Source organism: Ruoffia sp. FAM 26255 (genome assembly GCF_045528525.1).
Lineage (GTDB): Bacteria > Bacillota > Bacilli > Lactobacillales > Aerococcaceae > Ruoffia > Ruoffia tabacinasalis.
Map to the genome: position 1 here is coordinate 12629 of NZ_JBGQQX010000030.1, position 15637 is coordinate 28265.

Sequence of the window (15637 nt, forward strand, 5' to 3'; positions counted from 1 at the left end):
AAAAGTGTCTCTTTGAGTTTTCATAGTATCGCTTCTGAACGAAAAGCGTCACTTTGAGTTTTCATAGTATCGCTTCTGAACGAAAAGCGTCACTTTGAGTTTTCATAGTATCGCTTTTGAGCGAAAAGCGTCACTTTGAGTTTCCATAGTATCGCTCACCAACCATAAATCGATTAATCTGCTCGTAAAGCAATCGCCGCGTCTTTATTGGCTGCCATTTTAGCAGGAATGTGTCCACCTAATACAGTTAGGATCGTGCTGATGATTACTAATACAAGTGCATGCACTGGATCTAGTTGGGCAACATTAGGTAATTCCGTCAACGATTCGATTACTGAGTTTATTGGGAACGTCAGTAAGTAAGCGACGACGATTCCTATAACACCTGAGAAGACTCCAAGAATTAATGTTTCAGCATCAAATACGCGTGTGATATCTTTCTTACGAGCACCTAAGGCTTTCAGTACACCAATCTCCTTCGTTCTTTCAAGTACAGACGTGTAAGTAATTATACTAATCATAATCATACTTGTAATTAATGAAATAGCAGCAAAGGCGATTAACACATACGTGATCGCATCCATTAAGCCACCCGTTAACTCTGTCATCGTACCAGCTAAGTCAGAGTAAATGATTTTATCTTCATTATCTTTACCTTCATTAAATTCATCAAGATAAGCTAGGACTTCATCTTTAGCTTCGAAGTTGTTTGGATAAATCATAATTGTATTTGGTATTTCATTGGCACCTAAGAAAGTCATTAATTGATCTTTTGATTCACCTTCTAGAGGTTCATTCGTCATCACATTAACATCGGATTCTTCTTGTGCTTGAACGACATCAGATTCTTGATTTTCGTTTACAACTATTTGAGCGAGTAAATCACTGTACGCAATACCTGGAGCTAATAAGTCCATTGGTGAGTCTTCTTTAATTCGAAGAACGCCTGAAACTGTGATTGTTTCGTTAGTTTCATTATTGTAAACCTCTTCTAAATCTTGGTTTGGTACATAATTACCTGTTGGTAACTCTTCATAGTAAGCATTATTATAAACTAAAGCTATTTCAGTTCCTACAATATCTTCAAAAGGAATAGCATCGCCTTCTTCAACTTCAAAGCCTAAATTATTTAAGCCATGTAAGTTTGCTTCGTTATTCTCATCGACAATTAGGACGACTTCATTTTCATTGGCTGGATAATTTCCAGAAAGTACATCATAGTTATCTTGTAAGAATGTATTGTTGCCGGAATCTAAGTTATGTGGGAATGTTGAGACTCCAACGCCGGTCATACTTGAGACCATATTCATCATATCACCGGTGGTTTGATTTTCACTATCAACATTTGAAAACTGAACCACTTGTGGCTCGCCATCAATCTCGCGCATTAAATTCAATTGCGTGCTACGCGCATAGTTAATATGTTGACTCAAATCCGGATCAATATTTTCAACGTAATCAATAAATTCTTCATCAATTGGATTAATATGTTGTAAATTCTCTCTTGGATCCACATCTGCGACTACTTCCGATGTCTCAGGAAAAGGTTCGCTGCTATCTTGAATATTCGTCAGATTCTCAGCAGACGTATCTTGAGCAATTTGAGAAATCGTAATTGGAAACTGCGCTAATGTTTCTGCTTGTGTTTGATCAATTTGCTTTTGGAATCCATTCGATAAAGATAAGACGACTGCTATACCGATGATTCCGATACTGGATGCAAATGCAGTTAGGAACGTCCGTCCTTTTTTAGTCCAAATATTTTTAAATGATAAGCTTAATGCTGTAAAATAGCTCATCTTAGTACGTTTTAAATTTAATTTATCTGCTTCAACCGTATTGTCATATGGATTTGAGTCATTAACCATTTGACCATCGCTAAATTCAATAATACGGTTAGCATAATTTTCAGCTAATTCAGGGTTATGTGTGACCATAATCACTAATTTCTCTAGTGATAATTCTTGAATTAACTCCATAATTTGAATACCAGTATCTGAATCTAATGCCCCTGTGGGTTCATCACATAGTAAAATATCTGGATCATTTGCTAACGCACGAGCGATGGCTACACGCTGCATTTGTCCTCCGGATAATTGATTTGGTTTTTTATTTAAGTGATCTCCTAAGCCAACTCGTCTTAAGGCATCTTCCGCTTTTTGACGTTTTTCCTCTTTCGAAACACCACTTAATGTCATACCTAATTCCACATTATCAGTAATGCCTAGGTGACTAATTAAATTGTAACTCTGGAAAACAAAACCAATAGAGTTATTTCGATAAGCATCCCAATCTGTATCTTTAAAAGATTTAGTTGATTGCCCATTAATAATCATATCTCCACTATCGTAGCGGTCAAGTCCACCGACCACGTTTAGAAATGTTGTCTTCCCTGAACCACTTGGCCCAAGAATTGCAACGAATTCTTTTTGACGAAACGCAACAGATACATCATCTAATGCTTTCGTAACTGTATTTCCTACTTTGTATACTTTTTTGAGATTTTTTAACTCTAGCATACTTCACTTCCTTTATATATTTTAAAATTGAATTTATGTCCACCTTTTACTTTACCACTGATTTATTGACTCTACATTAATTAATCCCTTTTTAAGAAAATATTTGTAAAAAATCTGACTTTGTGGTACATTTTGAATAATAAAAAGATAGGTGGTGTACAAATGATTATTATCTAAAAAAGTAGCTTTAGGAAAATAGACACACAAGGTTTATTTTCTGCGGTCTTTTTTAGATGATAATTGTGCATCCTACAGGCTTTTTTGGTATACCAAACTGCCTACTAATATGCCCTTTCCTAAAAACGGCCGTGCTGCAATCTCATTGTAGTCGGCCGTTTTTTTGAATATGAGGTGAATATTTATGTTACAAATTAAAAATTTAACTATACGACATCGATATGATTTATCGATTTTAATGGAAAATGTCAACTTCGTGGTGAATTCGGGTGATAAACTCGCGATTATTGGACAAGAAGGTAATGGTAAATCAACATTGCTGCACTATATCTTACAACAAAATCACATCCACAGTTACTTAGATATTTCTGGTGAGCTGGTCAATCAGTTTAGTAAAGTAGGCTATCTACCACAAGCTCTACCGGAAGAATTATTACAAGAAGAGATCGAATCATTTTTCTTTGCGGATATAGACGTCGCAACACTTGATTACACTGAATTATATAAATACGGGAGTCAACTTGCCTTTGATATTGACAGACTATACTCCCAGCAAACACTGAAATCACTTTCTGGTGGCGAACGTATTAAAGTTCAACTTCTTAAATTACTCATGATCGGCTGTGATTTATTACTATTAGATGAACCATCCAATGATTTAGATATCGAAACTTTGAATTGGTTGACGAATTTTATAAAAAATACAACACAAACGGTCATCTTTATCTCCCATGATGAAGCCCTGTTGGAAGAAACTGCTACAAGTGTCTTGCATCTTAAAAGATTGCAACACAAAGAACGCCCTGTAGCAACCTTTGCTAACCTACCTTATAGTGAATACATTGGCCAAAAAGAATCTAAGTTTAATCAACAAATGAAAATTTCTTTGAAGCAGCGCGAAGAACACGACAAAAAGATGGCGCGACACCATCGCATCGAACAAAGCGTGACTCAACAGTTAAGAGCTGCGCATGATGCAACCGCTGGTAGATTACTTGCTAAGAAAATGAAAGCAGTCAAATCTACGGGGAATCGATATGACCGGGAAACTGAAAATTTTGAAGAAGTCCCAATAAAAGAAGATCCCATTGATATTCGCTTTTCGAATACCCAGCCTGTTCCACATGGTAAACAAATTCTTCATCTATATAATGAAACGATTGATATTGATGGCGATGTTTTAGCCAAAAATCTGGAGCTGACTGTAAATGGTTCTGACAAGATCGGAATTATCGGGCAAAATGGTATCGGAAAAAGTACATTCTTAAAGAAAATCGTACAAAAATTAGCGAATACCGAAGCAGTAAAAGTTGGCTATATGCCACAAAATTATGATGACATCCTTTCACCCGAAGATACTCCCATTAGTTTCTTAAGTGAAACTGGTTCGGCTGAAGAAAGAACACAAATTATGACTTACTTAGGCAGCATGAAGTTTCTGCCTGATGAAATGTCGCATTCTATCAAAGCCCTTTCTGGTGGCCAAAGAGCTAAACTTTTCTTACTAAAATTTGATCTACAGAGACAAAATGTTTTGTTATTAGATGAGCCGTCAAGAAACTTTTCACCCACATCGCAGGGTGAATTAAGGCAGGTCTTTAAGGACTTTCCTGGCGTAATCATCACAGTGTCGCATGACCGGCGCTTTTTACAAGCTGTGTGTAATCGGATTGTCGAATTGACTCCAGATGGCTTTGTTGATCGGAGTGATATGTTGGCGGAGTAGAGTATTTTGGCTAGTCTTCATAAGATTTTGATTTATATATATGAGTCTACGATTATTATGACAGAAATTAACTTAGTTCACGAATGAAATGAGTGTGGCTCTGATTGTCCATGTTCATAGGACCAGTATATAGGGCTAAACACGCACTCAGATTTTTTTCGAATGCTTGATTACGACTAATCGTGCACTCGAATTCTTTTTGAATGCTTGATTACGACTAATCGTGCACTCGAATTCTTTTTGAGTGCTTGATTACGACTAATCGTGCACTCGAATTCTTTTCGAATGCTTGATTACGACTAAACATGCACTCGAATTCTTTTTGAGTGCTTGATTACGACTAAACATGCACTCGAATTCTTTTTCGAATGCTTGATTACGGCATTTATACTTGATTTAATCAGCAAACCTACTCCTCAAAACAAAGCAAAAAAAATAAGCCAGTTTAGACTTTTAATTCGTCTAAACTGGCTTATTTCAATTGATTCTTAATTAATGGTAATTAAGCTTCTTGAACTGCAGGGTATACAGAAACTTGTTTCTTGCTGTGCCCTTTGCGCTCAAATTTAACAACACCGTCAACTAGTGCGAATAATGTATCATCCCCACCACGACCTACGTTGTTACCTGGGTGGATTTTAGTTCCACGTTGGCGGAAAATGATTGATCCACCTGTAACAGTTTGTCCGTCAGATGCTTTCGCACCTAAACGTTTAGCGATTGAGTCACGACCGTTTTGTGTCGAACCTCCACCTTTTTTCGTAGCGAACATTTGTAAATTAAGTTTTAACATTCCAATGCACCTCCTATGATATGAATTCTTTTTCGTATATATTTATAAATTCAGGATAACTCTCTGCCAGCACTTCAAATGCAAAATGCAAATGTTGAAGTAATAACTGCGCATCATGAGTCACTGATTTACTTAAATTTGAAGGTAGCGTTACTTTTAAGTAACCTCCCTCAATTTCGTTTACTTCTGTTTCAACTTCAATATTCAATAATTGAACTAATGAATTCTCAACTGAAATAACTTGACTCGATACTGCCGCACAAACAATATCATAACCTGGATCTGCATAACCTGCGTGACCCGTCATTAAGACTTGTTTAATGTGCTTATGAGTATCGCGATAAAATGATATGTTAATCATTATTATGCGTTAATTGAGTTAATTGTAACTTTTGTATACGGTTGACGGTGACCCTGTTTAGTATGAGAGTCTTTACGACGTCTGTATTTGAAGATTGTTACTTTTTTACCGCGTCCTTGTTTTTCAACAGTCGCTTCAACAGTAGCACCTTCTACAAATGGAGCACCAATTTTAGTGTCTTCTCCACCTACTAATACAACTTCATCAAAAGTGACTGTGTCACCTTCGTTAACGTCTAACTTCTCAATGAAGATTGTTTGTCCTTCTTCAACTTTTACTTGTTTTCCGCCAGTTTTAATAATTGCGTACATTCAAGCACCTCCTATATTTTTATTGTCAGAGTAATCACTTACTCCTACACCGAGACTCGCCATTTTAAGTGGATGTTTCCATCACTTATATACTTAAGATGTGCGGTTGCAGATGGGTGCACAAATACAACAGTAGTATCATAGCAAAATAATAGATGAGCGTCAACTATTTTTATTAATTATTCATAAAATTTCATTGCTTTTTGATACATGGGTAAAAACTCATCAACTGTCTTTGCTAGCCAAACTTTATAGTCTTCTTCAGATTGTAATTGGTGGTTTATCTTAGGTTCAATTCTCCCAATCATAAATTCTGCACTTTTAACTTTTTCAAGACGCTCAAATAACTTTTCTAAATCGGCTTCAAGAATAGATTCATAAGCCAGTTTTGTGTGATCGGGTATGATCATTATATCCTCAGGTAAAGATTGAAACGCTTCAATATCGGCTTTAAAGAGTTTTGCGATATCATTTTGATGCAAAATATTATCAATAAAAGACAACATAATGAAGAAATACTCCCCGTTAATACCAATTTGAAAATGAGGATATTTCTTATAACCACGGTTATCTCCGCCAATGGCACACCAAGTTGATTCTAGCTCGTGAACTGAGCGTTGGATATGCTTGGCAACATGGACTGGCAATGGCTCAGCTAAATTCAACTTTGTTTGAATATGCTCTGAAACAAACCGACCATAATATCTAAATAATGGTTGAATTTTTGAGCGAATCATAGGCATTTGTGTATCTAAACCTTTAACATTGAAGAGATTGAATTCCTCTTCAGTAAAAATATATTCCATCATATTCCCCTATTTCATTACATCTTTAATTACACGCATGGCATTTTGGAAACCAAATTTTTCAATAGTTCCATAATCCCAGCCTGAATGCCATAAGGCATCAAATAACAGATTCATCTTATCTGGTCCATCAATTTCTAACTCACCACTCATGCCGTCAAAGTCTGTTCCTAAGGCGAGGACTTCTGCACCACCAATATTACGAATATGGTTTAAATGTTCAATCATCACTTTAATGGTCGATTGATTTTGAGTGATATCTTTATTTAGGAAATTACCTAAGAAATTCAAACCAATGACTCCACCAGACTCAGCGATTTTCTTGATCATATCGTCTGACAAGTTTCTTGGGTGCGACGATATGGCTCTTGCATTCGAATGACTCGCAATAATTGGTTTGTTTGAAGTTTCAATCACATCGTAGAACCCACCATCAGACAGATGCGAGACATCAATTACCATGCCAAGGCTATTCATTAATTCGATGACTTCAAAGCCGAATTTCTTTAAGCCTTTTCGCATATCGTTTTTGTCAAAACTATTCGGGTAACCAATGGAATTTTCTTTATTCCAAGTTAGTGTGACTAATCTAAAGCCCATCTCGTATAAATTTTCTAAGCGAGTGAGATCTTCACCAATCGGTCTACCATCTTCTAAAGTTAAGAATATCGAGATATTATTTGCCATTTGATTGCTTTCAAGTGTCTCATAATTCGTTGCGAGTTGGATACTATTGTTATACTTTTCAATGCTTTCTTGTAAATGATTGTATAGTTGATCAATGTATTCTTTATCACTAATTATTGGTCTATTTTGCTTTTTAATGATGGCTTCATTTAGCATAAAAACAGCTAAAAATTGTGCCATCGCTCCACCTTGACTTAATCGTTGAATATCAAGGTGAGTTTGAGAATTGTGCATTAAGGAATCGACACCCGTTAACGACGTATGCATGAGTGTGTCTGCATGTAAATCAATGAACTTCATACATAAACCCTACTTTCTATAATTGAACTAAACGAACCATTGCATCAGTTAAAGCTCCAAGAACAGTCGGCATAGCGGATAAATTAAAGTATTCATCTGCCTGATGTGCGCGGTTTTCCATACCATCATTTAAGTATGTGATTCCGAATGCGACACCAACCCCCTGGAATAATTTGGCATAAGTAATGCCCCCACTATAAAATGCAGGCTGATTCTCTGCAATCCAATCATCATAAACTCCCATTAATTGATTTACATAAGGATTATCCATTGAAATTTCAGTAGGTGGGAAGTGGAAATGATTCCCAATAATAAAGTTTGGAAACTTACTTTCTAAAGTTGCTTGTAATTGGGCTTTCGTCACCGGATTAGGGAAACGAATATCCACAACAAGTCTAAGTTCGCCATCAGTTAAATGGCATTGAGATGGATTCACTGTAGGTGAACCCATAGGTTCATAATGTGGTTTTAAGTTTAAACCAGCGCCGTTGTAATCATTAAAAGCGGCATTGAATGGCACTGCCCATTCTTCATCTAATTTCTCAGCCAGCAATTTGAATAAGTGGGCGAGTGCATTTTCTCCTAATTCCGGCTTTGAACTGTGAGCTGATTTCCCATAAATTGTCAGACTATTGCCTACTAACGCATGTTTGAACGTTAATTCTTCTAATGCTGCAGTGACTTTATCAATCGCTTCTTCTTTAAGAATGACATCCACACGATCATTAATCGCATTTTCAGAATTAAATGTTTCGATTGTGTCAACTATCGTTGATTGAATTTGCCCGTCTAATGAAAAGGCTGCATCCCCTTTTTCACCAAGTGTTATTTGGAATGATGAATCTGGTGTAAACATAAAGTTCGGTAAGCCATTTTGTTCAACATAGTATACAATGTCTTCGAATGAGCTCTCTTCATCCGTACCTACTACGAGACGTAAATTATGGGTTAAAGTTAAATCCATTTCTTTAATCAATAGTAAAGATACATATGACAACCAAACAGCCACTTTCATATCTTGAGCACCACGTGCGTAGAGATGATCTCCTACAATTTCTGCTCCAAATGGATCGTAATTCCAACCATCTCCAACTGAAACGACATCCATGTGTCCAACAACGTCAATACGTTTGTCAGTCTTTTCAGATGCAGGTAGTTCGATAACTAAATACTGGCCTTTATCGTTAAAAGTGTTAAAGCCATCTTGATCGGCTCTTTCCTTCATCCAAGCAAGTCCGTCCGCGATTCCTTCACCATAGGGTGCTTTTTCGGAGACAGTTTCTTCTTCATATATTGTAGGAATCTGTAATAAGTCAACCATTCCTTCAATAATCATGTCATTGTGCTGTTCTGTCCATTGTTTAATTCGTTCTGCTAAATCCATTCAACCAAATCCTCCCGTAAATACTTATCTTCAATTATAAATATGATAAAAATGCTTACTTTCTTAATAAGTTTAACATATTTATATTAATTTAAAAAAAGAACCGTCAGTAGTATTACAAACGGCTCCTTTGATATTTCTTTAGATTAACTCTATATATTTTTCAATTAATTCATCATACTCGCCATTTTCAACCATTTCTTCAACGACGCTATTAATGACTTCTAATAAATCTTCGTTATCTTTATTTAAAATAACTGATTGACCTGTCTGAGCTTCTTCATCAATGAATGGGAATTCTTCTAAAAGAAATAACTTATCATCATTTTGTTTAATAAATTGAGCTGCTGCGACTTCGTCTAATAAAACAGCATCTAAACGGTTTGTTAATAGTGATTGAATTAAATCATTATTTTTCCCTAGAGAAGTTAAATCTGCATCAGGGAATTCACTTAGAATGATTCCTTCTTGAATTGAAGCTTTTTGAGCACCTAAGCGTTTCTCAGCAAAAGCTGAGGCATCTTCAAACTGTTCTGCGTCTTCGGCACGAACAACGAAGTAATCTGTTGTTTCATAATAAGGTGTTGAGAAATCAACTTGCTCAGCACGTTCTTCAGTATAACCCATACCAGCAATTAAGATATCCACACGATTTGTCTTTAATGAAGGGATTAATCCGTCAAAGCCCATGTTCTCAATGACTAGCTCTACGCCAATTTCATCAGCGATTTTTTGGGCTAAATCAATATCTGCTCCGATAATTTCTTCTTTTCCATCTTCGATTGAAATCCATTCGAAGGGTGGATAATCAGCCGATGTTCCAACAACAAGTTGGCCATTTTCTTTAATGCTCTCTAGCGTTGTTTGTGCTTTCGCGTTAGATAATGGTAAGACAAGTGATGCTAGTAACATTACTGCTGTGATAACTTTCATTATTTTTTTCATTGTTCCGCCTCCTGATGTTGTCCGCTGATAATTCGTTTATTGTTTACTCTTCTGTTTGTTCAGCGTTTAATTCTGTATTCTTAGTTACGATTTCTTCCATTTGTCCTGATTCAGTCACATCAGCCACAACTTTATTAATCACTTCCATTAATTCAGTGTTACCTTTAGCCGTTACTGCTGCGAATCCTTCGTTTTCTTCTTCAACTTGGATGTCATCTAATAAAACGATTGCGTCACTGTTTAAGTTAACGAATTCTCCTACTACGATACCGTCCATTAAGACTGCATCCACACGTTTTGATTTTAACGCTTCGATTAGATCGCCATTTTTGTTCATTGATACTAATTCAGCATCAGGGAGAATATCATTTAGTAAACTTTCTTGGATAGTTCCTTTTTGAACTCCGATTTTTAAATTAGCAAAAACTTCTATTGACTCAAAGTTTCCTTCTTCTCCTACTGGAACTACAAATTTACTATTTGTTTCGTAGTATACTTCTGAGAAATCTACTTGTTCAGCACGTTCTTCAGAATAAGTCATTCCTGCAAGAACCATGTCTACACGACCTGAGCTAACTGAAGGAATTAAACCATCAAAAGATGTATCTTCAATAACTAACTCAACACCAATTTCATCGGCAATTAATTGTGCTAGATCCGCATCAATCCCAACAACTTGTGCTTCGCCTCCATCTAAAACAACCCATTCAAATGGCGGGAAGTCAGCACTCGTACCTACGACTAATTCTCCTGCTTCTTGAATATCAGCTAATGTTTTTTGTGCTTCTGCAGGTTTCACTACAGCAAATAACCCTGATACGACAACGACAGTTAATAATACTTTCATCATTTTTTTCATTTTTATTTCTCCTTTTGTTTTTTTATTTAATTCAACTTCAACGCGACTGTTAAATCTTAAGTCTTATATACAAATGTATACAAAAATACCCGTCTCTAGTTCCTTCGAACATAGAGACGGGTTTGAGACCGCGGTACCACTCTAGTTAACTCCTCTAGATAAACTAGACGAATTCCCTCAAAATTGTTAACGCTCAGACAGCGAAGCAAGCTACTTATTCACTTGCCTGTCTCATAAGTGCGGTTCAACAATAATTCATCGGTAAGCTTCCACTCTACCTTACCTCGCTTTGATGAGCTTTATTGTTTACTCTCTTAATCTCAGACTTAATTTATTAACTTGAAATGAGTTTAGCAATTCTCAGAACATAAGTCAACTGTTTTTTATGATTTAATTAAAATGAGTTTCATAATAGAATTCTTTTATCATTTTATTCTAATAATTAGAATATAATGTAATCTTCATACCCTAACCAATTTAGTAAGCTTCGAGTTGGGAAATAAAGAATGATCGACATCACAATATTAAAGATTAATGTCGGACTCAATCTTGAAACTAAAAAGCCTGTCATTGAGATCATTGACGTGCCTAATTCATTATAAAAGACGTAAACTAAGGCATCTAGAATTACAATCCCTACAAAGAATAACATCGCATGAACTGGCATCTTCTTTGGAAAATACTTTTTAACTTTAATAATTAAATAAGCAATAACAAAATATAAAGTAGCATAAACACCTAAGACTGTCGTGTTATACGAATCATAGAATAAACCAAAGATAAAACTATAGACTAAAATATTACTTTCACGAAAATAAAAAGCAAATGTCACAATATAGTACAAAGTGATATGTGAAACGATCACTTGGCCATTCCCTAAAAATGCAGCTGGAAATATGGCTGGTAAAGCCGCATCAATAATAGTTGTTAGGAATAAAATTACAGGAATCGTCCACTTTAATCTTTGCCAACGATTGATTCTCATCTACTCACTCTGCCCTTCACCGATAATCACTGTTACGAAACGAATATCGGTCATCTCTCCCGCAGGTTCAATTTCAACAACTTGGAATAAGCCATAATCATCCATATAAGACTCAGCCACTTCCCCAATTAATAAAGTAGCTGGAGTGATTCCACCAAGACCTGATGTAATAACCATATCTCCACTTGCGATTTCTGCAGCTGGATCAACTTGGGTCATAATATAGTGTCCTGTTCTTGGATCATATGAACTCACGATACCATTGGCAGATGAATCGCCTTGAGTTTGGATTCTCGCAGAGACCATACTTTCATTTTGTTGTTGTGTTGTTAATAACATTACTTTCGAACTCGTTGGGTTTACTTCGACAATGCGTCCAATTAAACCGTTCCCAGCCATGACAGACATGTCTTTTTTGATTCCTTCATTTGCCCCAACATTAATTGTTAGAGTTTCCATCCATTGATCAGGATTTCTAGAAATAACCGTGGCATTGACACGCGTAAAGTCACTTAATGTTTCTGATAAATCTAATTCTTGACGCATTTTTTCATTTTCAGTTTCCAAATCTGCAATTCTTACTTGCATCTCATCGATTTCATCGATTTTAGATTTTAAACTTTGATTTTCTTCAAAGGTATTTATTAATTCATCAACTGAATCAACAAAATTCACTACGATATTCACGGGAGCAGAGAAGACTCTTCCTACCCACGCACCGGTTTCATTGACTGCACTACTGACAACATTAGTAGTCCCATTATTCAGTGAAAAGAATACCAATGAAATTACGGCTATACCTGAGATAAGTATTCCGATTAATTTCTTATTATTTAACATTCATTCCTCTTCCTTACCTAAAAAACCCTAGCGTGAGCGACGCTCGTGTTCTTTACCTTGTTTATTTAGTTCTTTCAGCATCTTTCCTGCACCAATTGCGACACTATCGAGAGGTATCTTAGATAAGTGCACAGGGATACCAATTTCGTCATACAATCTTTCAGGTAGTCGCTTTAATAAAGCGCCACCGCCTGATAGGACGATGCCAGATTCCATAATATCAACAGAAAGCTCAGGTTTCGTCACTTCTAACACTTGTTTAATTGACGTTACAATCATCGAGATGACTTCATCTAAGGCTTCAGAAACGACCTTAGCATAAATAATTCGCTCATCAGGAACACCTGTTGCGATATTACGACCTTTAACGACCATCTTATCATTTTTATCATATTCAGTAAATTTCGCATTCCCAATTTCTATCTTTAATGCTTCTGCTTCACCGTAGCCAATGGCTAATTGGTAATTTTCTCGAACAAATGCTTGAATCGCTTCATTCATGCGGTTCCCACCTGCACGGGTTGTAATATCATCCACTACTTCTCCGTAGGAAATTGTCGCAACATCTGTTGTCCCACCACCAATATCGACCACCATCTTTCCACGGGGTTCGGATATTGATAAATCAGCACCTAAGGCTGCTGCAAAAGGTTCTTCAATGATCATGGCGCGAGAAATTCCTAAGTCTTTAATTGCGTCAATCATCGCTCGTCTTTCAACTTTTGAGATATTACTTGGCACACAGATAACTACTTCCGGTCGTGAAATGGACCGATGAACAGCTTGTTTAATATAGTGAGATAACATCTGTTTTGTTAACTCAAAATTTGCAATAACGCCATCACGCATTGGCCGAATAATTTCATATTTGTCAGAGGTTCTTCCTACTAACTGCTCAGCTTCTTTTCCAAAGGCAACAATTTCACCCGTGTCGATTTGCTTGGCAACAATGGAAGGTTCTCTTAGCGCAATGCCTTTTTTCTCAATATAGATGATGGTATTAGCAGTCCCGAGGTCAATGCCTAGTCTTTGCTTATTCCAAAACATTGCTTCTCCTCCTTTTGACAAGAATATAATCATACCAAAACATTATAGCAAACCAATCGGTCAAAAAGCTACCAAACTTCACACTCTTAATAAAATTATATAAGTTTTTTTCATTTTGTAAACTAAATAACTAGGATTTACTCGAACTTCTTAAGTAAGACTTATTATTCTTCTAATTTTTTCCATAAAAAAGGGGCTGTCTTGCTAGCCCCTAGTAAAATTTATTTAAATATCGCTTTAATTTCTAAGTAATCTTCAATTCCGTAGTGGCCTTTCTCCCGGCCAACACCCGATTGTTTATAACCTCCGAAAGGTGCCGCATTGTTAACTGTCGCTCCGTTAACAATAACATTTCCTGTTCTAAGTTGACGAGCTACTTCTAAAGCTTCTTCTTCGTCACCCACAACAGCGCCGCTTAGACCGTATTCTGAGTCGTTCGCAATTTCAATGGCTTCAGCGACATCTTTATAAGTAATAACTGAAAGCACTGGGCCAAAGATTTCTTCTTGTGCGATGGTCATATCGTTAGAAACATTCACAAATACAGTTGGTTCAACAAAGTACCCTTTACGGTCAATTTCATTCCCACCAATAAGAACTTCCGCTCCTTCTTGTTTTCCTTTTTCAATGTATTCAAGAACTGTTTCTTTTTGTCCTTTTGAAACTAGGGGACCAACAACAACCTCTTTATCATTTGGGTCGCCGACTTTAGCCTCTTCGACATATTCAACAAGAGCCTTTTTCACGGCGTCAAATTCATCTTCTGGCACAAGTAAGCGAGTTAACGCAGAACACGATTGTCCTGTATTATTTAATACCGTATCCATTGAAGATTTCACTGCTGTTTGTAAATCACCATTTTTTAAATAAACTAAGGCAGATTTACCACCTAGTTCAAGTACAAGCTTTTTAATGTCACCTTTAGCTCTGTCGAATAAATTACGACCGACATCCGTCGAACCTGTGAAGGAAATTAAGCCGACATCAGGATGTCCTGCTAAGTAGTCCCCTAAATCACTTCCGCTACCTGTAATTAAGTTGAAAACACCTTTAGGTAACCCAGCTTCATCAATGATTTCAGCTAGTATCATTGCGGTTATCGGTGTATCCGAAGCAGGTTTAACAACGACTGTATTACCTGCTAAGAGTGCGGGTGTAATTTTACGTTGAATTTGGTTTAAAGGATAGTTCCATGGTGTAACAGCTGCAATAACACCAACGCCCTCTTTCATAATGGTCGCATTCTCAATTTCTTCTATAAAATCAAATTGTTTTAATGCTTCAACAGAAGCCTCTAGTTCTTCAGCTGAACGAACGACTTGAGAATATTCACTAAAACTACGAGCAGATCCTAGTTCTGCTACGACTGAGTCTGTAATTTCTTCTGCTCTTTCACGAATGCCTTTTCCAATTTTTAAGACATATTCTGCGCGTTCTTCAGGTGATAACGTGTTCCAACTTGGGAATGCTCTTTTTGCAGCTGCAACAACTTTATTTGCATCCTCTTTGTTCCCAATTGGAACTTTCGCAATGACTTCCTCGGTTGTAGGGTTAATCACATCTTTTGTCTCAGAACTTTGACTATTTGTCCAAGCACCATCGATATACATTTGGTAAGTTTTCACTAATATTTTCCCTTTCATGAGTCTAGGTATCATATAATTAAATTCAATCAATAAATACATAAGCCACTATCAAAATAACAACTTATCATTTATTCTGTTCATCATCTAGTCTATCATCGGAAGCACTTTCATTCAATTTATATGCGACGAATTTACAATTTAAGTGCAACAACAATAATAAAATAAAAAAAGATCCATAGTTTTCCTATAAAATAGATGTACCAACCAACTATTAGAAGGAGAAAGCTATGAATCCATACACACATCTTACC

The 15637-nt window shown here is 36.4% G+C and carries 14 protein-coding genes and 2 other annotated features; of the genes, 1 reads left to right on the forward strand and 13 read right to left on the reverse strand.

The window, feature by feature from the left end:
- Positions 1-173 precede the first annotated feature (173 nt).
- Positions 174-2519, reverse strand: coding sequence for an ATP-binding cassette domain-containing protein (locus tag ACEN31_RS07080; protein WP_407109029.1), 2346 nt, complete (start codon positions 2517-2519; stop codon positions 174-176).
- Positions 2520-2880: 361 nt separating this feature from the next.
- On the opposite strand from ACEN31_RS07080, the gene ACEN31_RS07085 reads away from it, so the two are divergent.
- Entirely contained in the window at positions 2881-4422 is a 1542-nt protein-coding gene (locus ACEN31_RS07085) for an ATP-binding cassette domain-containing protein (protein ID WP_407109030.1), read from the forward strand.
- Between the two features lie 502 nt (positions 4423-4924).
- On the opposite strand, the gene rpmA is transcribed toward ACEN31_RS07085, so the two are convergent.
- The 12 genes from rpmA to ACEN31_RS07145 form a co-directional block, all read right to left on the reverse strand.
- Positions 4925-5215 (reverse strand): 50S ribosomal protein L27, encoded by a 291-nt coding sequence (gene rpmA, locus ACEN31_RS07090; protein ID WP_197105071.1) that lies wholly within the window; start codon positions 5213-5215, stop codon positions 4925-4927.
- A gap of 13 nt (positions 5216-5228) precedes the next feature.
- Positions 5229-5576: a ribosomal-processing cysteine protease Prp gene (locus ACEN31_RS07095; protein WP_138403601.1), complete on the reverse strand. Its 348-nt coding sequence runs from the start codon at positions 5574-5576 to the stop codon at positions 5229-5231.
- Positions 5577-5578: 2 nt separating this feature from the next.
- Positions 5579-5887 (reverse strand): 50S ribosomal protein L21, encoded by a 309-nt coding sequence (gene rplU / locus ACEN31_RS07100; RefSeq protein WP_138403602.1) that lies wholly within the window; start codon positions 5885-5887, stop codon positions 5579-5581.
- A 42-nt stretch (positions 5888-5929) separates the two neighbouring features.
- Positions 5930-6005: a sequence feature (ribosomal protein L21 leader region), on the reverse strand.
- A 61-nt stretch (positions 6006-6066) separates the two neighbouring features.
- A complete protein-coding gene (locus ACEN31_RS07105) occupies positions 6067-6693 on the reverse strand; it encodes a DUF1054 family protein (RefSeq protein ID WP_407109031.1) in 627 nt (208 codons plus the stop codon).
- Between the two features lie 9 nt (positions 6694-6702).
- A complete protein-coding gene (locus ACEN31_RS07110; protein ID WP_407109032.1) occupies positions 6703-7680 on the reverse strand; it encodes a dipeptidase in 978 nt (325 codons plus the stop codon).
- Between the two features lie 16 nt (positions 7681-7696).
- The gene (locus ACEN31_RS07115; protein WP_407109033.1) at positions 7697-9064 is read right to left on the reverse strand and encodes a Sapep family Mn(2+)-dependent dipeptidase; all 1368 of its coding nucleotides are present in this window, start codon (positions 9062-9064) and stop codon (positions 7697-7699) included.
- Positions 9065-9205: 141 nt separating this feature from the next.
- Positions 9206-10009, reverse strand: coding sequence for a transporter substrate-binding domain-containing protein (locus ACEN31_RS07120; protein ID WP_407109034.1), 804 nt, complete (start codon positions 10007-10009; stop codon positions 9206-9208).
- 43 nt (positions 10010-10052) lie between these two features.
- Positions 10053-10868, reverse strand: coding sequence for a transporter substrate-binding domain-containing protein (locus tag ACEN31_RS07125; protein ID WP_407109035.1), 816 nt, complete (start codon positions 10866-10868; stop codon positions 10053-10055).
- 109 nt (positions 10869-10977) lie between these two features.
- Positions 10978-11199, reverse strand: a binding site (T-box leader).
- Between the two features lie 111 nt (positions 11200-11310).
- Positions 11311-11853 (reverse strand): rod shape-determining protein MreD, encoded by a 543-nt coding sequence (gene mreD, locus ACEN31_RS07130; RefSeq protein WP_407109036.1) that lies wholly within the window; start codon positions 11851-11853, stop codon positions 11311-11313.
- Entirely contained in the window at positions 11854-12693 is an 840-nt protein-coding gene (mreC, locus tag ACEN31_RS07135) for a rod shape-determining protein MreC (protein ID WP_407109037.1), read from the reverse strand.
- Between the two features lie 27 nt (positions 12694-12720).
- The gene (locus tag ACEN31_RS07140) at positions 12721-13740 is read right to left on the reverse strand and encodes a rod shape-determining protein (RefSeq protein ID WP_407109038.1); all 1020 of its coding nucleotides are present in this window, start codon (positions 13738-13740) and stop codon (positions 12721-12723) included.
- Positions 13741-13961: 221 nt separating this feature from the next.
- On the reverse strand, positions 13962-15365 hold the full coding sequence (locus ACEN31_RS07145; protein ID WP_407109039.1) for an aldehyde dehydrogenase family protein: 1404 nt from the start codon (positions 15363-15365) through the stop codon (positions 13962-13964).
- Positions 15366-15637 lie beyond the last annotated feature (272 nt).

What these genes read in the sequence shown, in the direction of transcription:
- ACEN31_RS07080 (WP_407109029.1), bottom strand. Translation starts at nt 2,519, where the DNA reads ATGCTAGAGTTAAAAAATCTCAAAAAAGTATACAAAGTAGGAAATACA.
- ACEN31_RS07085 (WP_407109030.1), top strand. Translation starts at nt 2,881, where the DNA reads ATGTTACAAATTAAAAATTTAACTATACGACATCGATATGATTTATCG.
- rpmA (WP_197105071.1), bottom strand. Translation starts at nt 5,215, where the DNA reads ATGTTAAAACTTAATTTACAAATGTTCGCTACGAAAAAAGGTGGAGGT.
- ACEN31_RS07095 (WP_138403601.1), bottom strand. Translation starts at nt 5,576, where the DNA reads ATGATTAACATATCATTTTATCGCGATACTCATAAGCACATTAAACAA.
- rplU (WP_138403602.1), bottom strand. Translation starts at nt 5,887, where the DNA reads ATGTACGCAATTATTAAAACTGGCGGAAAACAAGTAAAAGTTGAAGAA.
- ACEN31_RS07105 (WP_407109031.1), bottom strand. Translation starts at nt 6,693, where the DNA reads ATGGAATATATTTTTACTGAAGAGGAATTCAATCTCTTCAATGTTAAA.
- ACEN31_RS07110 (WP_407109032.1), bottom strand. Translation starts at nt 7,680, where the DNA reads ATGAAGTTCATTGATTTACATGCAGACACACTCATGCATACGTCGTTA.
- ACEN31_RS07115 (WP_407109033.1), bottom strand. Translation starts at nt 9,064, where the DNA reads ATGGATTTAGCAGAACGAATTAAACAATGGACAGAACAGCACAATGAC.
- ACEN31_RS07120 (WP_407109034.1), bottom strand. Translation starts at nt 10,009, where the DNA reads ATGAAAAAAATAATGAAAGTTATCACAGCAGTAATGTTACTAGCATCA.
- ACEN31_RS07125 (WP_407109035.1), bottom strand. Translation starts at nt 10,868, where the DNA reads ATGAAAAAAATGATGAAAGTATTATTAACTGTCGTTGTCGTATCAGGG.
- mreD (WP_407109036.1), bottom strand. Translation starts at nt 11,853, where the DNA reads ATGAGAATCAATCGTTGGCAAAGATTAAAGTGGACGATTCCTGTAATT.
- mreC (WP_407109037.1), bottom strand. Translation starts at nt 12,693, where the DNA reads ATGTTAAATAATAAGAAATTAATCGGAATACTTATCTCAGGTATAGCC.
- ACEN31_RS07140 (WP_407109038.1), bottom strand. Translation starts at nt 13,740, where the DNA reads ATGTTTTGGAATAAGCAAAGACTAGGCATTGACCTCGGGACTGCTAAT.